This is a genomic window from Streptomyces sp. NPDC005262 (assembly GCF_042872425.1).
Lineage (GTDB): Bacteria > Actinomycetota > Actinomycetes > Streptomycetales > Streptomycetaceae > Streptomyces.
Genome location: NZ_JBIAKK010000009.1, coordinates 261,718 through 282,025 on the forward strand (window position 1 = coordinate 261,718; position 20,308 = coordinate 282,025).

At 72.0% G+C, this 20,308-nt stretch carries 18 protein-coding genes; 8 read left to right on the top strand and 10 right to left on the bottom strand.

Annotated features, from left to right (window positions below):
* Positions 1–25 precede the first annotated feature (25 nt).
* The 5 genes from ACFYP5_RS23340 to ACFYP5_RS23360 all read right to left on the bottom strand — a co-directional run bounded on the left by ACFYP5_RS23340 (position 26) and on the right by ACFYP5_RS23360 (position 6,307).
* Positions 26–2,152 (bottom strand): alkaline phosphatase family protein, encoded by a 2,127-nt coding sequence (locus tag ACFYP5_RS23340; RefSeq protein ID WP_389039163.1) that lies wholly within the window; start codon positions 2,150–2,152, stop codon positions 26–28.
* A 97-nt stretch (positions 2,153–2,249) separates the two neighbouring features.
* Positions 2,250–2,654 carry a hypothetical protein gene (locus ACFYP5_RS23345; RefSeq protein WP_389039165.1) on the bottom strand — a complete coding sequence of 135 codons (405 nt, stop codon included), beginning with the start codon at positions 2,652–2,654 and terminating at the stop codon, positions 2,250–2,252.
* 156 nt (positions 2,655–2,810) lie between these two features.
* Entirely contained in the window at positions 2,811–4,250 is a 1,440-nt protein-coding gene (locus tag ACFYP5_RS23350; RefSeq protein WP_389039167.1) for a gamma-aminobutyraldehyde dehydrogenase, read from the bottom strand.
* A gap of 75 nt (positions 4,251–4,325) precedes the next feature.
* Positions 4,326–4,736, bottom strand: a complete 411-nt coding sequence (locus ACFYP5_RS23355) for a YybH family protein (protein WP_389039169.1) — start codon at positions 4,734–4,736, stop codon at positions 4,326–4,328.
* 32 nt (positions 4,737–4,768) lie between these two features.
* On the bottom strand, positions 4,769–6,307 hold the full coding sequence (locus tag ACFYP5_RS23360) for a purine-cytosine permease family protein (protein ID WP_389039171.1): 1,539 nt from the start codon (positions 6,305–6,307) through the stop codon (positions 4,769–4,771).
* Between the two features lie 103 nt (positions 6,308–6,410).
* On the opposite strand from ACFYP5_RS23360, the gene ACFYP5_RS23365 reads away from it, so the two are divergent.
* The 3 genes from ACFYP5_RS23365 (at position 6,411) to ACFYP5_RS23375 (ending at position 9,371) form a co-directional block, all read left to right on the top strand.
* Entirely contained in the window at positions 6,411–7,862 is a 1,452-nt protein-coding gene (locus ACFYP5_RS23365) for a PucR family transcriptional regulator (protein WP_389039173.1), read from the top strand.
* 109 nt (positions 7,863–7,971) lie between these two features.
* Complete coding sequence (locus tag ACFYP5_RS23370) at positions 7,972–8,754, top strand: MBL fold metallo-hydrolase (RefSeq protein ID WP_389039176.1); 783 nt, start codon at positions 7,972–7,974, stop codon at positions 8,752–8,754.
* On the top strand, positions 8,751–9,371 hold the full coding sequence (locus ACFYP5_RS23375; RefSeq protein ID WP_389039178.1) for a DedA family protein: 621 nt from the start codon (positions 8,751–8,753) through the stop codon (positions 9,369–9,371). Before ACFYP5_RS23370 ends, ACFYP5_RS23375 begins: the two co-directional genes overlap by 4 nt.
* Here ACFYP5_RS23375 and ACFYP5_RS23380 read toward each other — a convergent pair.
* Both ACFYP5_RS23380 and ACFYP5_RS23385 read right to left on the bottom strand, forming a co-directional pair.
* Positions 9,361–10,440 carry an MBL fold metallo-hydrolase gene (locus tag ACFYP5_RS23380; RefSeq protein WP_389039181.1) on the bottom strand — a complete coding sequence of 360 codons (1,080 nt, stop codon included), beginning with the start codon at positions 10,438–10,440 and terminating at the stop codon, positions 9,361–9,363. The two genes, ACFYP5_RS23375 and ACFYP5_RS23380, sit on opposite strands and share 11 nt — an antisense overlap.
* A gap of 105 nt (positions 10,441–10,545) precedes the next feature.
* Entirely contained in the window at positions 10,546–11,829 is a 1,284-nt protein-coding gene (locus ACFYP5_RS23385; RefSeq protein ID WP_389039184.1) for an aminotransferase class I/II-fold pyridoxal phosphate-dependent enzyme, read from the bottom strand.
* A 260-nt stretch (positions 11,830–12,089) separates the two neighbouring features.
* Between ACFYP5_RS23385 and ACFYP5_RS23390 the strand changes: the two genes are divergently transcribed.
* The 3 genes from ACFYP5_RS23390 (at position 12,090) to ACFYP5_RS23400 (ending at position 15,341) form a co-directional block, all read left to right on the top strand.
* A complete protein-coding gene (locus ACFYP5_RS23390; protein WP_030916291.1) occupies positions 12,090–13,244 on the top strand; it encodes a mandelate racemase/muconate lactonizing enzyme family protein in 1,155 nt (384 codons plus the stop codon).
* Positions 13,241–14,263, top strand: coding sequence for a zinc-binding dehydrogenase (locus ACFYP5_RS23395; protein ID WP_389039188.1), 1,023 nt, complete (start codon positions 13,241–13,243; stop codon positions 14,261–14,263). Before ACFYP5_RS23390 ends, ACFYP5_RS23395 begins: the two co-directional genes overlap by 4 nt.
* Before the next feature lie 115 nt (positions 14,264–14,378).
* The gene (locus ACFYP5_RS23400) at positions 14,379–15,341 is read left to right on the top strand and encodes a hypothetical protein (protein ID WP_389039191.1); all 963 of its coding nucleotides are present in this window, start codon (positions 14,379–14,381) and stop codon (positions 15,339–15,341) included.
* Positions 15,342–15,390: 49 nt separating this feature from the next.
* Here ACFYP5_RS23400 and ACFYP5_RS23405 read toward each other — a convergent pair whose 3' ends face one another.
* The 3 genes from ACFYP5_RS23405 to ACFYP5_RS23415 all read right to left on the bottom strand — a co-directional run bounded on the left by ACFYP5_RS23405 (position 15,391) and on the right by ACFYP5_RS23415 (position 17,754).
* The gene (locus ACFYP5_RS23405; RefSeq protein ID WP_389039194.1) at positions 15,391–16,233 is read right to left on the bottom strand and encodes an SMP-30/gluconolactonase/LRE family protein; all 843 of its coding nucleotides are present in this window, start codon (positions 16,231–16,233) and stop codon (positions 15,391–15,393) included.
* 5 nt (positions 16,234–16,238) lie between these two features.
* The gene (locus ACFYP5_RS23410; protein ID WP_389039197.1) at positions 16,239–17,012 is read right to left on the bottom strand and encodes an IclR family transcriptional regulator; all 774 of its coding nucleotides are present in this window, start codon (positions 17,010–17,012) and stop codon (positions 16,239–16,241) included.
* Between the two features lie 151 nt (positions 17,013–17,163).
* Entirely contained in the window at positions 17,164–17,754 is a 591-nt protein-coding gene (locus tag ACFYP5_RS23415) for a TIGR03086 family metal-binding protein (RefSeq protein WP_389039200.1), read from the bottom strand.
* 81 nt (positions 17,755–17,835) lie between these two features.
* On the opposite strand from ACFYP5_RS23415, the gene ACFYP5_RS23420 reads away from it, so the two are divergent.
* Both ACFYP5_RS23420 and ACFYP5_RS23425 read left to right on the top strand, forming a co-directional pair.
* The gene (locus ACFYP5_RS23420; protein WP_389039202.1) at positions 17,836–19,341 is read left to right on the top strand and encodes a bifunctional phosphatase PAP2/diacylglycerol kinase family protein; all 1,506 of its coding nucleotides are present in this window, start codon (positions 17,836–17,838) and stop codon (positions 19,339–19,341) included.
* 115 nt (positions 19,342–19,456) lie between these two features.
* Positions 19,457–20,266 carry a methyltransferase domain-containing protein gene (locus ACFYP5_RS23425; protein ID WP_389039205.1) on the top strand — a complete coding sequence of 270 codons (810 nt, stop codon included), beginning with the start codon at positions 19,457–19,459 and terminating at the stop codon, positions 20,264–20,266.
* Positions 20,267–20,308 lie beyond the last annotated feature (42 nt).

A 20,308-nucleotide genomic window follows, 5' to 3' on the forward strand; every position in this document is an offset into this window, starting at 1 on the left:
TGCCGCTCACCACTGACAACGCCCCTCAGCCGGCCGCCTGCACGATCCCGTCCGCCTCGCCGGCGTCATCCTCACCATGGGGCGTCAGCGGCACCTGCGGCCCGGAGCACTCCCGCAGCCAGCGCCGCAGCACCTCGTGCACCTGCTCGGCCCCCACCAGCTCCGCGTCCGGCGCCGCCGATGCCTGGGAGGCCGCCGGATCCGACATGGTGCGGGGCCAGAGCAGGAACGGCCGTGACTGCCGGCCGCCGAGTCCGCCGTGCGAGCCGATCTGTTCCTCGAAGGCGTGCACGCAGCCCGTGTCCGGGTCGTACATCGAGTTGACCATCACATCGGCGACGTGCGGGAAGGTGTCGGTGCGCCGCACCGCGGCAGCCGCGCCCGGGCCGAACGGGGCCAGTGGGCCTTCCCCGTCCTTCAGTTGCGACACCGGGATCTCGGCACCGGCGCGCCCCAGCACGACCGAGCCGTGCCGCTCGCTGCGGACCAGCAGGAAGCCGATGCCCGGGTGGTCGGCGAGGGTGCGGAGCAGCGCGGGGTGGCGGCGGTCGAGCTGTTCGCGGGTCGCGCGTCCGTCGATGCCGGGGAAGGAGATCAGGCCGAGGTTGCCGGAGGCCAGGACAATCGGGTCCGACGGGCGTCCTGCGTGCTCCACCGCGCTCTCCTCGACGGGCCGGTGCAGGGCGATCCGTACCGCGTCACGCGCCTCCGAGGCACTCTTCGTGTGCTGCGCCCGGCGCGGCACGGGCAGCCCGCAGCCCGCCCGCACCAGGTCCTTGAGCGTCAGCCCGTACACCCCCGCGAAGGTCTCCCCCGGGCTCTGTCCGTGGTCGGAGAGCAGCACGATCCGGTAGGTGCGCGGGGTGTGTTCGGCGATCTTGACGATCAGGGCGAGCGAACGGTCCAGCCGTGCCAGGACCTTCTCCGCGTCCCGGCTCTGCGGGCCGGAGTGGTGCGCCACTTCGTCGTACGCGACCAGGTCGGCGTAGACGGCGGTGCGCCCGGCGAACATGTCGCCGATGACCGCGGCGACCACCACATCGCGTTCGACGACGGTCGCGAAGGCGCGGATGAAGGGGTAGAGCCCGCCGCGCTTGATCCGGGGTGTGTCCTTCCGGAGCCTCGCCCTGGTCGACTGGACGATCTCCCGGACGACCTCGGCGACGAACGACAGCGCGGTACGGACGGCGTTGGCCGGGTCGGAGAAGTAGGCGAAGTAACCCGCCCGTGAGCGGCGTCCCTTGCCGCGCCTCGCGGCCATCGAGAGCACGAGCGCGAGCTGGTCGGCGCCGCCGCTGAAGAGATTGCCGCGGCTGGCTCCGTCGAGGGTCAGCAGCCCGCCGTCATGGGTGCGCACGATGGCGCGCCGCTGCAGTTCGAGGGCGCTCGCGGGTCTGCTGGAGACCATGACGTCGCCGGTCTCCTTCTCGTACCAGCGGAAGGCGGGTATGTCGTAGTTGCTGCCGTGCAGAATGCCCAGCTGGCTGGCGCCGGTCTGGCTGGACCAGTCGGTGCGCCACGGCGTGAGCCGGTGGCTCGACCCGTCGCCGAGCCAGTGCGCGACGGTGGGCATCAGCCCGTCGGCGGCGGCCTGCGCGAGGACGTCGTGGCCGACACCGTCGAGCTGGATGAAGACCGTTCCGGGCGGTTCACCGCGACCTGTGTCCATGCCCCGGCCCGTGCCGGTGCGACGGCGGCGCCGGTCGGCGAGGCGGGAGAGTCTGCGGCGGTAGGCGTTGTCGTCGCGGACGGCGAGCGCGGTGGATGTCGCGGAGGCCACGGCGGACATCACGGCGGCGACGACGACCGCGGTCTCGGGGTTGGCGGCGCCGCGCCCGTCCGGGGTGAGCCGCAGGGCGACCAGCAGCAGCGAGCCGTTGAGGAAGAAGACCAGCATCCCCAGGACGAGGGCGGGCACGATGAGCAGTGCCCGTACGAGAGCCGGCCAGACCAGCGCGGAGAGCAGACCGAACGCGCCCGCGCCCCAGGCCGCCGTGAACGCGATCCGGGTGATGCTGTCACCGTTGTCCGACTGGAGCTGGAAGTCCGGCAGGATCCCGGCGAGTGCCAGCATCGTGAGGGTCGATACGGCCCACACCACGATCACTCGCACGAGGGCGCTGCCGGCCGTTCGCCATCGCCCGTCACTCACGCCGTTCCCACCTCACACGTCCGGGTCACCTTGCTGCCGAGGACCCGCTCCCAGCCTTTCACAGGGGGCTCGTACGGCGCGGAGCTCCGGGCGGCGGTCAGCAGCCGTCGTAACCGGCGGTCGGCATGGAGAGCCTGCGGTGCACGCTCGCCTTGGTGCGGCTGCTGTACGACGGCTCGTCGAGACCGGCGAACTCCAGCCGTACGCCGCGCCGCTCGCACTCCGCGGCGAACTGCGGCACCGACGTCAGTGCCCGGGCCAGGACTCGGTCGTTGGGGGCCACGAACAGTTCGACGTCGCCGGCCTCGACATCCGCCCACAGTGCGTGGTGGTCGGGGCGCAGGCCGTAGAAACGCAGTTCGCGCGTGACGACATAACCCTTGTCCGCGGCCCACCGGGCGCACATGACCTGCTGACTGCGGGTGTCCACGAGAAACGGGTCGCTGTCGAGCTCCTCGAGCGGTGTGAGACTGGCGATCGCCGCCACCCGTACGTCCCCCATGGGCGTTCCCCCCGTGCTAGGCGTACCGGCGACCCTACTCCTCCGACACTCGTACAAAAAGGCGCATGTCAGGACGGGAGGCGTACGGGGCGGGAGCGCGCCGCCGCCCCCGCGCCGGGGCGGAACCCGGGGCGGGGGCGGCGGGAGGAGCCGGCGTCAGAGCGACGTCATGACGTGCTTGATGCGCGTGTAGTCCTCGAAGCCGTACGCGGAGAGGTCCTTGCCGTAACCCGACTGCTTGTAGCCGCCGTGCGGCATCTCGGCGACGAGCGCCATGTGCGTGTTGATCCACACGCAGCCGAAGTCGAGGTTCTTGGACATCCGCATGGCCCGTGCGTGGTCCTTGGTCCATACGGAGGAGGCGAGGGCGTAGTCGACGCCGTTGGCGTACGCGACCGCCTGGGCCTCGTCGGTGAACGACTGGACGGTCATGACCGGGCCGAAGACCTCGTTCTGGATGATCTCGTCGTCCTGGCGCAGGCCGGAGACCACGGTCGGGGCGTAGAAGTAGCCCTTGTCGCCGACCCGGTGGCCGCCCGCCTCGACCCTGGCGTGCTCCGGGAGCCGGTCGATGAAGCCGCTGACCTGGGCGAGCTGACCTGCGTTGTTGAGCGGGCCGTACAGCACGTCCTCGTCGTCCGGCTGCCCGGTCTTCGTGTCGGCGGCGGCCTTGGCCAGCGCGGTGACGAACTCGTCGTGGACCGACTCGTGGACGAGGACGCGGGTTGCGGCCGTGCAGTCCTGACCGGCGTTGAAGAAGCCGCCGACGATCAGGTCCTCGACCGCCTTCTCCAGGTCCGCGTCCTCGAAGACGACGGCCGGGGCCTTGCCGCCGAGCTCCAGGTGGACCCGCTTGACGTCCTTGGCCGCGCTCTGCGCGACCTGGATGCCGGCCCGGACGGAACCGGTGATGGAAGCCATCGCCGGGGTCGGGTGCTCGACCATCAGCCGGCCGGTCTCACGGTCGCCGCAGATGACGTTGAAGATGCCCCGGGGCAGCTCCAGCTCCGCCAGCACGCCGCCGATGATCTCGGCGATCAGCACGGTGGAGGCCGGGGTGGTGTCCGAGGGCTTGAGAACCACTGCGTTGCCCGCGGCGAGCGCCGGGGCGAACTTCCAGACCGCCATCAGCAGCGGGTAGTTCCACGGCGCGACCTGCGCGCAGACGCCGACCGGCTCGCGGCGGATGATCGAGGTCATCCCCTCCATGTACTCGCCGGCCGAGCGGCCTTCGAGCATCCGCGCCGCACCCGCGAAGAAGCGGACCTGGTCGATGGCCGGGGCGAGTTCCTCGCTGCGGGTGAGGTGGAGCGGCTTGCCGGTGTCCCGGCTCTCCGCCGCCACCAGCTCGTCGGCCCGCGCCTCCATCGCGTCGGCGATCTTCAGCAGTGCCAGCTGTCGTACGGAGGGGGTGGTGTCGCGCCATACGGGGAACGCGGCAGCGGCGGCCGCCATCGCCGCGTCGACGTCCGGGGCGCCGGAGAGCGGGGAGGTGGCGTAGACATCGCCGGTGCTGGGGTCCACGACATCGAGCGTGCGGCCGTCCGAGGCGTCGGCGAAGGCGCCATCGATGTAATTGCGGAACGTGGTGCTCATGGAACCGGTCTCTCTCGTGGTCGGTCGGCGTCACAGGTGCGCCCCCGGTCGGGCGGCCGCACCCGTAACGCCTCGTCAGGCGGTGGTGCGGGCGGACAGGTGCTCGTGAACGGCGGGCCAGCTGCCGTCCTCGGCGCGGGCGAAGACGATCGTCTCCCGCTCGTGGACGGTCTCCTCACCGGCCCGGGTGGCGATCCTGGTCTCGACGTCGTGGCTGAACACGCCGGTGGAGCCGAGGTGCTGGATCAGCTGTCCGGTGGAGATGCAGCCCAGGATCCGGAAGTCGTCCTCGGTCACCCACTGCTGCCACAGCGCGCGGTACTCGGCCGTGGAGGCGAGCCGCTGCGGCGTGGAGTGGAAGACGAAGGTGGCGTCCGGGGCGAAGGAGCCGAAGTAGTCGTCGAGGCGCCCCTCGGCGAAGGCGGCGACGAGCGCATCGGCGGCGGCCTGGATCTCCTGGACGGGGGTGCTCTCGGACGTGCTCATGGGTGGCTCCTGGTTGCGGGCGGGGCTGGCGCTCAGTGAGCGGCGGCGGGTTCGGCGGCGAGGGGCTCCTCCGGACCGCCGGTGATCGGCGGGACCTCGGTGTCCGACGCCCGGACGAGCCGGGGTCCGTGCGGCCCGTACACCCCGCGCGGCTCCGGGAACACGGTGAGCAGGGCGAGGTAGAGCACGGCCGCCAGGGCGAGGCCGACCGGCAGGGAGATGTCCGCGCCGTTCGCCAGGTTGCCGAGCGGGCCGACGAACTGGCCGGGCAGGTTGGTGAAGAGGAGCGCCACGACGGCGGAGATGACCCAGGTGGACATGCCGCGCCAGTTCCAGCCGTGGTTGAACCAGTAGCGTCCACCGGTCTGGCGGCGGTTGAAGACCTGGAGGGCGTCCGCGTCGTACCAGCCGCGCCGGGTGAGGTAGCCGAGAGCCATGACGATCATCCACGGGGCCGTGCACGTGATGATCAGGGTGGCGAAGGTGGAGATGGACTGCGCGAGGTTGAGCGCGAACCGGCCGACGAAGATGAAGGCGATCGACAGGGCCCCGATGAAGAACGTCGACTGGACCCGGCTGAAGCGCGTGAACACGCTGGAGACGTCGAGCCCGGTGCCGTACAGCGCGGTCGTGCCGGTGGAGAGGCCACCGATCAGGGCGATCAGGCAGAGCGGCAGGAAGTACCAGCCGGGCGAGACGGCGAGCAGTCCGCCGACGTAGTTGGGGGCGGCCGGGTCGACGTACTTCGCGGCCTTGGCGGCGATGATCGAGGCGGTGGCCAGGCCGAAGAGGAACGGCAGCAGGGTGGCGACCTGGGCGAGGAACGCGGCGCCCATGACCCGGCGGCGCGGCGTGGCGGTCGGGATGTATCGGGACCAGTCGCCGAGGAAGGCGCCGAACGAGACCGGGTTGGACAGGACGATCAGCGCGGAGCCGATGAAGGCCGGCCAGAAGAGCGGGTCGGCGGTCGAAGCGAAGGCTCCCGCGTACCCCGGGTCGAAGTCTCCGGCGAAGGCGAAGGCGCCGAGGACGAAGAGCGCCGAGGCGGCGACGACCGCGATCTTGTTGACCAGCAGCATGAACCGGAAGCCGTAGACACAGACGACGAGCACCAGTCCGGCGAAGATCGCGTAGGCGACGCCGTAGCTCACATCGGACTCGGGGAGGCCGGCGAGCCGGTGGGCTCCGCCGACGAGTGCGTCACCGGAGGACCACACGGAGATCGAGAAGAACGCGACCGCGGTGAGCAGCGAGAGGAACGAGCCGACGATCCTGCCGTGCACGCCCAGGTGGGCGGAGGAGGACACGGCGTTGTTGGTGCCGTTGGTCGGGCCGAAGAGCGCCATCGGGGCGAGGAGCAGGGCGCCGACGAGCAGACCGAGGACGGTTGCCGCCAGGCCCTGCCAGAAGGAGAGCCCGAAGAGGATCGGGAACGCACCGAGCACACAGGTGGCGAAGGTGTTGGCGCCGCCGAAGGCGAGCCGGAAGAGGTCGAGGGGGCGGGCGGTGCGGTCCGCCTCGGGTATCCGCTCGACCCCGTTGGTCTCGACTTCGGTGATCGAGGAAGTCACGAACGCTTCACCTACTGTTCACGCACGGGGGCTGGCCCCTCAGTCTGTGGTGCCGAACCGTGGGCGGCAATTGTGAAAATCACAAAGGGATACGCTGTTGTCTGTGGCCAGCGACAAACTCACCGTTGAGGATCTCCTCTCGTACCCCGCCCTCCAGCTCACCGTGAAGGCGGGCAGCAGCGGTCTGGGCCGCTCGGTCTCCTGGGCGCACGCGAGCGAGCTGGACGATCCGACGCCCTGGCTCCTCGGCGCCGAGGTGATCATGACCACGGGCCTGGCGATGCCGCGTACCGCGGCGGGGCAGCGCGCGTATCTGGAGCGGCTCGACGACGCCGGGGTGTCCGCACTGGCCCTCTCGGCGCAGCTGCACATGCCCCCCTTGCACGACGCCTTCTTCCGGGCGGCCGAGGAGCGGGGCTTCCCGGTGCTCGAGGTGCCGCTCGCCGTACCGTTCATCGCGGTGTCCCAGGAGGTCGCCGCGTCGGTCCAGGAGGATGCCAGGCACCGGCTCGGCGCCCAGCTGCAGGTCTTCGGTTCACTGCGCTGGCTGGTCGCCGAGGATCTCGACACTCCGGCACTGCTGCGCCGCCTCGAACGCCTCTCGGGCTACGACGTCTACCTCTGTACGCCGCAGGGGCGCCCCCTCCTGCCCGGCGTGCCCGTGCCCGATCCGGGCGTCCTGCCCGCCTCCGTCGATGCCCCGCCGACCGTGCCCGGCGGTTTCGTGCTGCCCGTTCCGGCGCCCGGCGGCCCGGCTGGGTTCCTCGTCGCCTACGAACGGGAGGGCGCCCAGCCGGCCGGGCTCGCGGTCGTCCAGCACATCGCCACGGTGGCGGCGCTGCGGGTGGCGATGGTGCGCAACGAACGCGAGACGCTCCGCCGGGAGGGTGCGGAGACCCTCGCCGAGCTGCTGCAGGAGGTCCTCGATCCGGAAGCGGCCCGGCGCAGGCTCGCCCGGCACGCGATCGAGGGCGACACCGTGCTGATCGTGGTCCGGCGGACCACGGACGAGGCACTGCTGCGGTGTCTCCAGGACCATCCGCATCTCCTGCTCACCTGGGGCGAGGACCGCTATGTGCTGGGTGCGCCGCAGCTGGCCGACCGGATCGGTGAACTGCCGGACGTGGCGGCGGGGATGAGCCGCCCGTTCCTGCCGGGCGCCGCACTGCGGGTGGCGCAGCGCGAGGCCCTGTGGGCGGTCTCGAAGGCCGTCGAGTCGGGCCGCCCGGTGATCCGTTACGGGGACGCTTCGATGGGCCGCTGGCTGCCTGACGACCCGGCGGTGCTGACCGCACTGGTCGAGCACGTCCTCGGCGCGGTACTGCGTTATGACGAGGCGCACGACTCGCAGCTGCTGGTCTCCGCCCGCACCTGGATGGAGCGCGACCGCCGCACGGATGCGGCGGCGGCCGCCCTCCACATCCACCCGAACACCCTCACGTACCGGCTGCGGCGGTTCGGCGCGCTGACCGACCGCGATCTGGCGTCGACGGGAGCACTGGCGGAGGTGTGGCTGGCGATCCAGGCTGCGGGCGCTCTGGGGCTCACGGACTGAGATCTCCCTGTCGCAGAGCGCAGCGGGGGCCGGACGCGCCCGGTCCCCTGCCCGGCGCCGGCATTACGCTCAGGGGACCGAGCGGGAACCGCGGGCGAGGAGGCAGCCGGTGCCGGTGGAAGTCACCTGGTGGGGTCATGCCACCTGCACCATCGAGGACTCCGGAGTCCGTGTCCTGACCGACCCTCTCTTCGTGCGCCGCCTCGCCCACCTGCGCCGACGCCGTGGCGCGCTCCCGGGCCCCGAGGCCACCGTCGCCGATGTCGTCCTCATCTCCCATCTGCACTCCGACCATCTGCATCTGCCGTCGCTGGCGCGCCTCGTGCCGGGCACCCGACTGATCGTTCCGCTCGGCGCCGTCCGTTCCGTACCGGGGCTGCGGATGCTGCGCCGGGTGCGCGGGCTGCGGATCACCGAGGTCGCGGCCGGGGACGAGGTGCGGGTCGGCGGCGTGCGGGTACGGGCCGTCCCCGCACAGCACGACGGCCGGCGGCTGCCGGTGGGCCCGCACCGTTCGCCCGCGCTGGGCTATGTCGTCGAGGGCGAGGCGCGCACGTACTTCGCCGGGGACACCGGTCTGTTCGACGAGATGGCGGGGGCGGTCGGCCCGGTCGACGTGGCGCTGCTGCCGGTCGGCGGCTGGGGCCCCTACCTGGGCCACAGTCATCTGGACGCGGGCCGCGCCGCCCAGGCCCTGGCCCGGCTGGCGCCGCGATCGGCCGTGCCGGTGCACTACGGCACGTACTGGCCGATCGGGATGGACGGGATCCGTCCCCACGAGTTCCACTCACCGGGCGACGAGTTCGTCCGTAAGGCGGCTCTGCTGGCACCGGACGTGATGGTGCACCGGCTGGCCCACGGGGAGCATGTGCGGCCGGAGGCCGCCAGGTGATCCAGGAGATAGTGGGGCAGCTGCCCGCTGAGTCGACGCAGCAGGCAGTCGGCTATCCGTCCCTCTTCCTGCTGGTGGCACTGGGTGCGCTGGTGCCGGTGGTGCCGACCGGGGCGCTGGTGAGTTCGGCGGCCGTGGTGGCGTTCCATCAGACGGATCCGTTCGCGCTGCTGGTGGTGTTCGGGGTGGCGTCCGCGGCGGCGTTCCTCGGGGACATATGTCTGTACTGGCTGGGGCAGCGCGGGGTGCGGTCCAGGAACGGTTCGAAATGGCTGCAGGCGATCAGCGACCGGGCGGCGCCGGAGCGCCTAACCCAGGCGCAGCAGAAGCTGGACGAGCACGGTTCGGTGGTGCTCGTGCTGTCGCGGCTGGTGCCGGCCGGGCGGATTCCGGTGATGCTGGCGTGCCTGCTGGGCCGGATGCCGATGCGCCGGTTCGCCCGGGGGGATGTGCCGGCCTGTCTGGCGTGGGCGGCGACGTACCAGCTGATCGGCATTCTGGGCGGTTCGCTGTTCCCCGAGCCGTGGCAGGGCGTGGTCGCGGCGGTCGGCCTGACGCTGCTGATCAGCGGGGCGCCGGCGGTGTGGCGCAGGGCGCGGGCCCGGTTCAGCCGCTGATGCCCTTGGGTGGCTGCGGTGAGCGCGGGGTACGGGCCCCGTCCAGCACCCTGGAGCCGCCGATCGGCAGGTCCCAGAGGAGTTCGCGCGGGTGGCCGGCCCGCTGCCAGGCGGTACGGAGCCGAATGAGCGGTTCGAGTACGGGCTCCGCGGAGAGCAGGAAGGTCGCCCAGTGCATCGGGGCCATCGCGCGGGCGCCGAGATCCTCGTACGCCTGCACGGCCTCTTCCGGATCGGTGTGTACGTCGCCGAGCCACCAGCGCGGTTCGTACGCCCCGATCGGCAGCAGCGCCAGATCGATCCCGGGGTGGCGGCGGCCGATCTCCGTGAACCAGCGCCCGTAGCCACTGTCCCCGGCGAAGTAGACCCGCTGTCCGTCGCCACCGCCGATGTCGTTGATGATCCATCCGCCCCACAGGGAGCGGCAGGTGTCCGTGAGGGTCCGCTTCGACCAGTGGTGGGAGGGCACGAAATCGAAGCGGACGCCGTTCAGCACCGCCGACTCCCACCAGTCGAGTTCGGTGACGCACGAGAAGCGGCGGCGACGGAACCATAGGCCGAGTCCCGCGGGGACGAAGAACGGGGTGTCCTGCGGCAGTCTGCGCAGGGTGGGGGCGTCGAGGTGGTCGTAGTGGTTGTGACTGATGACCACCGCGTCGACGGTCGGCAGATCCTCCCAGCGAACGCCGACGGGCGTGATCCTGGCGGGTGTGCCGAGGATGCGGCGGGACCAGACGGGGTCGGTGAGGATGGTCAGCCCGCCGGTCCGGACGATCCAGCTGGCGTGTCCGACCCACGTCACGGTGGTCGTACCCGGGTCGGTGTCGGGCAGCGGTCCGGGGGCGTACGGGAGCCGGTGGACACCGCGCAGTCCCTCCGCGTCGGGCCGCACGGCGCGCTCGTAGGCCAGTCTGGGCATGCCCCTGACACTCGGCAGCGGGGCGGTGAGGCGGTCGGCGAACGTGTCGGGCCAGACCCGCACCTCGCCGAGCGGGCGCGGTGACACGATCCGGCCGAGGGGAGCCGGGCGCGCGGGCCCTCCGAGGGAGCGCTCGGTCTGTTCCGTCATCGAGGATCCCGTCTCGGAGTGCGTCGTCGGGTGCGTCGTCGCGGGTGCGGCGGCGCGCGTGCAGCATCGCGCAGGCCGTCGGGTATGCCGTCGGGTACGTCGTCGTCAGCGGAGTTCGCCGAGAGCTGCTGCAAAAATGTTCAGCGACCGGGCGACGTGCGGCAATTCAAGGGGCTCCACCGCAGTGAGGGACTCCATCTGCTGCTCCTGGGTCGAGCCGAGCAGCGGTCCGGTGCCCAGCCGCACCCGCAGCGCACCCAGTTCGTCGCCGAAGCGGTGGCCTCCCGGGGTGGGAGCGCCGAGGCGTTCGGTGAGGTACTCCTCCAGTTCCAGTGAGTCCGTGACGCCTTGGGTGGCCAGCCGGGACCGGAGAGGGCCGAGGTCGGCGTAGAGATGACGGCCGGCCTGCGGGGGCCTGGCCAGCGCCCCCGAGGCGAGCACCGCCCGGTGGGCCGCGGCCGCGACCTGCGCCTGCAGTCCGGCGGCCAGACGGACCCGCGCCGTGACGGGCTCCGGTTCACGCAGCGCGTGGGCGGCCGCGGCAGCCACCGGGCCCGCGACGAGGGCGCCGAGCGCGGTGAGGATGTCGAGGGTACGGGCGTGACGCGCCGCCGCCCGTTCGGTGTCCGGGAATCTGGCGACCGCGACCGGCCAGGCAGAGGGAGTCAGCGCACCGGCCAGATCACTGACGACGGTGACGTCCTCGGGGCACATCTCGGCGGGGCTGAGCAGGACGGTGTCGTGCGGCCGGTGCAGTGTGTCGCGCCAGGTCTCGTCACTGACGATGTGCATCCCCTCGGCGACCGCGGCCTCGCACGCCTCGCGCACGAGTTCCGGCGGGGCGACGGTGGCGGTCGGGTCGTCGACGACGGAAATCAGCAGGAGCCGGGGGCGGCCGCCCTCGGCGCGCACTCTGCGTACGGTCTCGAGGAGCGCATACGGATCGGGCACACCGCCGCACTCGGCCGGGGTCGGCACATGGTAGGCCGGCCGGCCCAGCAGCCGGGCCTGCGGGATCCAGCTGGGGGGACAGGGACGCGGCATGAGGACATCGCCGCCGTGTGCGGCGATCAGGGCGAGCAGCAGGGGTGAGGCGCCGGGGGCGGCGGCGATGTGCTCCGGTCCGCCGCGCAGCCCGCGCCGGATCCAGTAGGCGGCGGCCGCCTCCCGCAGGGCCTCGCCGCCGCCGGTCGGTTCGGGCTCGCTGCGCCCGGCCGCGGCGGCGAGCACGTCGGCCAGTTCGGGCAGCACGGGCAGCCCGGGATCGGGTGCGGGCGGCCCGTACCGAACGGGCCCGCGGTCCTCCCGAAGGGTCGCGGCGGCGGCCCGCCCGGCGCCGCTCCAGGCCGGTCCCGCGTCCCCGTCCTGCCCGGCCCGCTCCCGTGCCATCCCGGGCCTCCTTCGCTGTCGCTCCGTCACCCTGTCTCGTTCCCAGGGCCCTTTATACGGAGGTTTGAGCGGCACCGCTTGCCCGGCCGGGCGACACACCGGCTACCACCCGGCAGGCGGGCTGCCCGGGGGCACCCTCCCGACCGGGAACGGCAGCGGGACCCGACGGCCCCATTGACACTCGACCCGCCGCGTCATTACGGTCACGCCAGAATTTCGAACGAGTGACGAAATATCGAACACGTCGAGGGGCAACTCCCGTGCGCATCACCGGAATCAGCACACACGTCGTCGGCACCCCCTGGCGCAACCTCACCTACGTCCAGGTCCATACCGATGAGGGCCTCACCGGTGTCGGCGAGACCCGGATGCTCGGCCGCACCGACGCACTGATCGGCTACCTGCGCGAGGCGGAGACCAACCACATCGCCGGCTCCGACCCGTTCGCCGTGGAGGACCTCGTACGCCGGATGAAGTACGGCGACTACGGGCGGGCCGGAGAGATCGTGATGTCCGGCATCGCGGTCGTCGAGATGGCCTGCTGGGACATCAAGGGCAAGGCGCTCGGCGTCCCCGTCTGGCAGCTGCTCGGCGGACAGGTCACCGAGCGGGTCAAGGCGTACGCGAACGGCTGGTACACCACCGAGCGCACCCCGGAGGCGTACCACAAGGCCGCGCGGGCCGTGGTCGAGCGCGGCTACCGCGCTCTGAAGATCGACCCGTTCGGGACCGGCCACTTCGAGCTGGGTCAGCAGGAGACCCGGTACGCGGTGTCGCTGATCGAGGCGGTACGGGACGCCATCGGCCCCGACGCCGAGCTGATGCTGGAGATGCACGGCCGGTTCAGCCCGTCGACCGCCGTTCGGATCGCCCACGAGATGGCACCGTTCCGTCCGGCCTGGCTGGAGGAACCGGTGCCGCCGGAGAACCTCAAGGCGCTGAGCAAGGTCGCCGGAAAGGTCGATCTGCCGATCGCGACCGGTGAACGCATCCATGACCGCACCGAGTTCCGTGAGCTATTCGAGTCGCAGGCCGCCGACATCATCCAGCCGGACGTCGGCCACATCGGCGGCATCCTGGAGACCCGTAAGCTCGCCGCGACCGCCGAGACCCACTACACGCTGATCGCACCGCACAATGTGGGCGGCTCCGTGCTGACCGCCGCCAGTCTCCAACTCGCGGGCTGTACACCAAACTTCAAGATCCTCGAACACTTCAACGACTTCGCGGACGCCGACATCAAGAAGGTCGTCAAGGGCGCCCCGCAGGTGGACCCCGCGACCGGCTGCTTCGAGCTCTCCCACGCTCCGGGGCTGGGCGTGGAGCTCGATGTGGACGCGGCCGCCGAATTCCCGCAGCAGCAGGCCCGGTTCGACCTGTGGGCGGACGGCTGGGAGAGGAGGAAGCCCAAGTGAGCAGCGCCCACTCACGGTCGGTCACGGTCGAGCGGCCCGGCGAGCACCGGCTGACCAGCGGCCCCGTTCCCGAGCCCGGCCCCGGTGAGGTCCGGGTCCGGGTCGCCGCGGCCGGGATCTGCATGAGCGACCGCGAGGTGTACGACGGCCATCGCGACCCCGCCTACGTCCGCTACCCGGTGGTGCCCGGCCACGAATGGTCCGGGGTGGTCGACGCCCTGGGTGCGGGCGCCGATCCTGCGCTGCTCGGTCGCCGGACGGTCGCCGAGGGCTTCAGGTCCTGCGGCAGATGCGAGCGGTGCCGGAGCGGGGAGACGTCGCTGTGCACGGCCGGGTACGACGAGACGGGGTTCACCCGGCCCGGGGCGTTCGCCGACCATGTCGTGGTCCCGGCAAGACTGTTGCACCCGCTGGCCGACGACGCGGATCTGCGGGCCGCCGCCCTGCTGGAACCGGCCGCGGTGGTCGCGGCGGCCGTGCGGGCGGGGACACCCGAACCGGGTGAGCGCATCGCCGTCGTGGGCGCGGGGACGCTCGGACTGCTCGCCGTGCAGCTGCTCTCCGCCATGTCGCCCGGGGAACTGACGGTGATCGACCCACGGGACGAACGGGCGGGCCAGGCCCTGGCGTTCGGGGCGAGCGAGGCCCGCGCCCCGAAGGAGGCCACCGAGCTGCACGGCCGCTACGACCTGGTCGTGGAGACTGCGGGCGCGCCGTCCACCGCCGCCGACGCCTGCCTGCTGGCGCGGCGCGGCGGCCGGGTGGTGCTCACGGGCATGTTCGCGCCGGGTGCCGCCGGTATCGACCCGGTGCATCTGTCGCTGAGCCAGCTCACCGTGCGCAGTGTGTTCGGGGCACCGTCGGCGGCCTGGTCCTATGCGGTGCGGGCGTTCACGGCCGGGCTGCTCGATCCGGCGGCGCTGATCACGCATGAGTTCCCGCTGGAGCGGTTCGCCGATGCCGTGGCACTGGTCGGCGGCGGCGGTCCCGGGACGGGCAAGGTGCTGCTGCGCCCGTAGAGCCCCGTCGGACCCCACCTTCGGACCCCACCGCACTCCTCACACCATGCACCGGCACCGCCCCACACCCGCTCACCCGAACCTCGTCCGATATCTCGAACACGAAAGGTCGCTCATGACCTCGTCCGACTCCCCCGCCCGTCGCCCCGGCGAGCCCGCGCTCACCGCGCTCGGGCTGGGCGCGCCCGCCGCCGACCCGGCCGACACATCTCCGTACGCCTTCCCCGACGGTGGCACCTGGCGGACCGAGGTCCCGTCCGTCGAAGGCCCGGAGGCCCTGTCCGTCGTCCTCAAGGAGTCCTCCCGGCTCGATGTACCGATCCATCGGATCAGCCAGGGCAGCGGCATCTGGATGCTCAGTGACGCCGAGATCACCGAGATGGTCGAGGGCTGCGCCGAACGGGGCGTCGAACTCTGCCTGTTCACCGGACCGCGCGGAAGCTGGGACACGGGCGCCTCCACCCGTACCGACTCGGGCGGGGCGGGGCTGCGTGCCCGTGGCCACGACGCGCTGGCCGGCTGTGTCGAAGACGCCCTGCGGGCCTCCGAGTTGGGTGTGAAATGCCTGCTCGTCGCCGACGAAGGGGTCCTCTGGACGCTGCACCGGCTGCGCACCCGGGGAGTGCTGCCCGCCGATACGACGTTCAAGGTGTCAGCGCTCATCGGGCCGGTGAACCCGGCCTCCTTCGCGGTCCACGAGCAGCTCGGCGCCGACTCGATCAACATTCCGTCCGACCTGACACTTGCTCATTTCACCGAGATCCGAAGGGCGTCGGGCGCGCCGATGGACCTCTACATCGAGGCGCCGGACGACCTCGGTGGCTATGTGCGGATGTACGAGGCCGCCGAGCTGATCCGTCGCGGCGCCCCGATCTATCTCAAGTTCGGCCTGTCCAGGGCGCCGGGCATCTATCCGTACGGCGCGCATCTGCGTGACGTCGCGCTGGACACCGCCCGCGAGCGGGTGCGTCGGGGGCGACTGGCGCTCGACCTGCTGGCCCGGCACGGCGCCGGCACGAACATGTCGCCGCCGGGCTCCCGACTGCCCGGCCCACTGCGCCGCTTCATGAGCGAGTAGGGGGTAGCGCGCAGCGAGGTCGAGTTCCCCCGGACCTCCGTCGCCCGACTCAGCCCGCGAAGGCCGTCCCCGGCATCCCTTGCCCCGCGCCCGGCAGCACCAACAGCGAACCGGACAGCGGGTGCGGGGCGGCGAGCCCCGTCCGGGCCGTGGAGATGTACAGGTCGCGCAGGTCCGGACCGCCGAAGGCACAGGCCGTCGGGCGCCGCACCGGCAGTGCGACGGTCCGGTCCAGCGCGCCGTCGGCCGTGTAGCGACGCAGCGCCGCGCCGTCCCACAGGGCGACCCATACGCATCCGTCGGCGTCGACCGTCAGCCCGTCGGGGAAACCCGCACCCTCCTCGACCGTCGCGAACGGCCGCCGGTTCAGGGCGCGCCGGCCGTCGAAGTCGAAGACGTCGATACGGCGCGTCGGGGTGTCGATGTAGTACATGAGCCGCCCGTCCGGGTTCCATCCGATGCCATTGCTGCAGGCCACCACGGGCAGCACCGGGGTGACCGTGCCGTCGGGCGCGATGCGGGCCAGGCTGCCGCCGACCTCCGTCTCGTCGTAGCGCATGGTGCCCGCCCAGAGCGCCCCGTCGGGCGCCACGGCCGCATCGTTGCCTCGCCGCCCGGGCTCGGGGTCGTGCACCAGCCAACGGAAGGCGCCGTCGAGGTCGTAGAGTCCGATGCCGTCGCGCAGATTGACGACCAGCCCGCCGCCCGCGCGCGGCTTCGCCGCTCCGACATGCTGCTCGGTGGCCATGACCGTGCGGCGGCCGCTCACCGGGTCGTACGTGTGGACGCGGGCGGAGAGGATGTCGACCCAGATCAGCCGACCGGTCGCCGGGTCCCAGGTCGGGCCCTCACCGAGCTCGGCCTGCTCCCGCACGGCAACGTGGAGGCGCATCGCGCTCACTGCTCCCTCCGGTGGTGTCCCAGACGTGCGGAGAGGGCGCCGGCGCCGTCCGCCGCGAGGACCGCCAGCTCCTGCTCGCGCTTCTCGCTCCAGCGGATCATCGGTACGGAGATGGAGAGGGCTGCGACGACCCGGCCCGCCCGGTCCCGCACCGGAGCCGCCACACAGCTCACATCGGGGTTGGACTCACGGTGCTCCACCGCGATGCCCCGCTCCCGCACGCCGGTGAGCACGGTCCGCAACTCGGCCGGGTCCGTGATGCTGTTGGGGGTCATGCCGGTGAGTTCGCGGCCGTCGAGCCGGGTGTCGAGCTCCCGGTCGGGCAGGGTGGCGAGCAGCATCTTGCCGACAGAGGTGCAGTGGGCGGGCAGCCTGCGTCCGGCCGCCGAGACCATCCGTACCGCATGGGTGGAGTCCACCTTGGCGATATAGATGACGTCGGTGTCCTCCAGGATCGCCACATGGACCGTCTCGCCGCAGGTCTCGGCGACCTCGCGGGCCACCTGCTGGCCCTCGGCGGCGAGATCGAGCTGCTCGGCGTACCGGCTGCCGAGCTGATAGGTGCGGACACCGAGGCGGTAGCGGCCGGGCTGGTCCGGGAGCGCCACCAGGTACGAACGGGCGGCGAGGGTGGTCAGCAGCTCGTGAACGGTGGTGCGCGGCAGCTGGAGTTTGCGGGTGACCTCGGGCGCGGAGAGTGTTCCGTCGCCGTGGAGGAAGAGTTCGAGTACGTCCAGGGCTCTGGTCACCGCAGGGACGAGTCGCCCCATGGTTGTGCACCCACCTCTCGCGTTCGACACTCCGACCATTGGCCGGAATCGCGAACACAGGCTAGCCGTCGCGCACTTGTGACGGCAATGCCACCGACGCGCCCCGCCGCCCCGCCGGTGTGTCGGTATGCTCCGTTTGCCGCCCCTTTTGTCAGACCTGCCGCCCGAGCAGTGCGAGGAGCTCGGTCTGTGGGTCCGCATCCTTCTCGGTCTTGACCGGCGGGGCGAACAGGCCGGTCTGCGACAGGCCCTTCACGTACGGCCCGACCTCGCGCCGAGTGAACTCGACCAGTTCCTGCGGCAGCCGTTCATCGGCGCCGATGGCCCGGGAGAGGTCCCAGGAGTGCACCACCGCGTCGCTCACCATCTGCGCGCAGTAGGCATCGGCGGCGCTGTCGCCGTACGAGAGATGCACGGTCCGCTTCAGCGCCCCGGGGGCCGCGAACGCCTTGCGGGCCTCTGCCGCCGCGCGGTCCCACGCGGTGACCGGGTCGTCGCCCAGCACATCGCCGTCGAAGGCGTCACCGACCTCGCCGACGGTACGCCCCTCCGTCACGAGCGCTGGGACCCACAGCTGCTCGGACGTGAGATGGGTGACCAGATCGCGGACGGACCACTCGGTGCACGGCGTCGATGCGGACCACTGGTCGTCGCGCACGGCATGCACACGGTCCGTGAAGAACTGGAGCGCCTCGGCGTGCCGGTCGAGCAGATCGTGTGCGGAGGGGGTGTGGGATGCCATGTGACCACTGTCTCCGTCCGGAGAGCCGCGCGCGAGCGCATCGGCTGCTTCGGCACGGCCGAAAGGGGTATCCGCAGTCCCATGTCGTCTCCGAGCAACGCGTCCTCAGTCCCCTCGCCCACCGGACTCCGTACCTGGCTGCACCGGGGCGATCTCGCCGTCTTCCGGAGCGTGGCCGGCCGGCACTGGCCGGGCGCCGGCCCCGTACTGCCACGGCTGAGCCGCAGCGCCGATCACGGGCTGCTGTGGTTCGGCGCCGCGGCGGGCATGGCGGCACTCGGCGGCAGCGCCCGGGCCCGGCGCGCCGCGCTCCGCGGGGTCGTCTCGCTGGCCGTGGCCTCGGCCGCGATCAATACCGTGGGGAAGGGTGCGGTGCGCAGGGAGCGGCCGGTGCTGGACGCCGTACCGGTGATAAGACGGCTCACGCGTCAGCCGTTCACCACCTCCTTCCCGTCCGGGCACGCCGCGTCGGCGGCGGCCTTCGCGACGGGTGTCGCCCTCGAATCGAAGGGCTGGGGTGCGGCGGTCGCCCCGCTCGCGCTGGCGGTCGCCGCCTCCCGCGTCTATACGGGGGTCCACTATCCGAGTGATGTGCTGGCCGGTGCGGCGCTCGGCATAGGAGCCGCGTTCGCGCTGCGCGGTGTCGTACCGACGCGCGGGCAGCTGCCCGCGCCGGGCAGACCGCCCGCCCATGCGCCCGCACTGCCGGGCGGCCGGGGCCTGGTGGTCGTCGTCAACCAGGAGTCCGGCTCGGCCACGGCCACGGCCTCGCTGGTGCGGGACTCGCTGCCGCTCGCCGAGGTGGTGGAGTGCGCGCCCGACGAGCTCTCCGCCGAACTGGAGAAGGCCGCCGGACAGGGCCATGCTCTCGGGATCTGCGGGGGCGACGGCACGGTCAACAGCGCCGCTGCCGTCGCCGCGGCGCACCGTGTGCCGCTCGCGGTGTTCCCCGGTGGAACCCTCAACCACTTCGCCTACGACCTGGGCATCGAGACGGTGGACGACGTATGTGCCGCGCTGGCGGCAGGCGATGCGGTACGGGTCGACCTGGGCCGCTTCCGGCCGGGGCCGGACGGGCCGACCGGCGCGCCGGGCTATTTCCTCAACGCCTTCAGTCTGGGCGCCTATCCGGAGCTGGTACGGACCCGCGAGCGCTGGGCGCCGCGCATCGGCGGCTGGCCGGCAGGCGTCGTGGCTGCGCTCCATGTGCTGCGTGGCGAACGCCCGCTGGAGGCCGAACTGCAAGGAAGGCGGAGGCCGTTGTGGCTGCTGTTCGTGGGCAACGGCCTGTTCCGGCGGGTGGGCCCGGCACCGGGCCGACGCCACAACCTCGCGGACGGACTGCTGGACGTCCGGGTGGTGCACGGCGGCCGCACACCCGGTCTTCGCCTCCTCGCGGCTGCGATTGCGGGCCCGTTGAGCCGCTCCCCCGTCCACGCGGCGGTACGGCTTCGCAGGGTGCGGATCGCCGGCCTGACCCCGGGAACCCCCTATGCGTACGACGGTGAAGTAGCGCACAGCCAGAAGGAGTTGGTGATCGACAAGCTACCGGAGGCACTGACCGTCTACTGCCCGATGCCTGTCTGAGCCATCGAGTCGTCGTCCAAATGTCAAGACGCCCATCTCATGATTCGACATCTCGGCGTACCGTCGGTGCCACGCTCAGCGCTTCGCATCACGCTCCGAGAGAGGACGCACAGCCATGCCGAAGGAGACCGCCGTCTACACCCACGGCCACCACGAGTCGGTGCTGCGCTCGCACCGCTGGCGGACCGCCGCCAACTCGGCGGCCTATCTGATCGGCGAACTCCGGCCGGGCATGACGGTGCTGGACGTCGGCTGCGGTCCGGGCACCATCACCGCGGATCTGGCGGCACTGGTCGCCCCCGGCCGGGTGACCGGCGTCGACACCACCGGAGAGATCCTGGACCAGGCCGCCGAGGTCGCCGCCGAACGCGGCCTGGACAACGTCGGGTTCACCACCGCCGACGTCCACGACCTGGACTTCCCCGACGACTCCTTCGACGTCGTGCACGCCCACCAGGTGCTGCAGCATGTGGGCGACCCGGTGCAGGCGCTGCGCGAGATGCGGAGAGTCTGCCGCCCCGGCGGCATCGTCGCGGCCCGCGACAGCGACTACGCGGCGATGGTCTGGTACCCCGAAGTGCCGGTCCTGGACGCGTGGCAGGAGCTGTACCGGCAGGTGGCCCGGACCAATGGCGGCGAGCCGGACGCGGGCCGGCGGCTGCTCTCCTGGGCCCGGCAGGCCGGCTTCACCGACATCACCCCGTCCGCCGCCGCCTGGTGTTTCGCCACGCCGGAGAACCGGGTCTGGTGGAGCGGTCTGTGGGCGGACCGTACGGTCGGCTCGGTGTACGCCAAGCTGGCCGTGGACGGTGGCCATGCGACCACCGAGCAGCTGAACGACATCGCGGCGGCCTGGCGCACCTGGGGTGGGCAGGACGACGCGTGGTTCATGGTCCCGCACGGCGAAGTGCTCTGCCGCGCCTGACGCGGCCGGGCCGGCCACCGGAATCGATCACAGCGCGCGGCC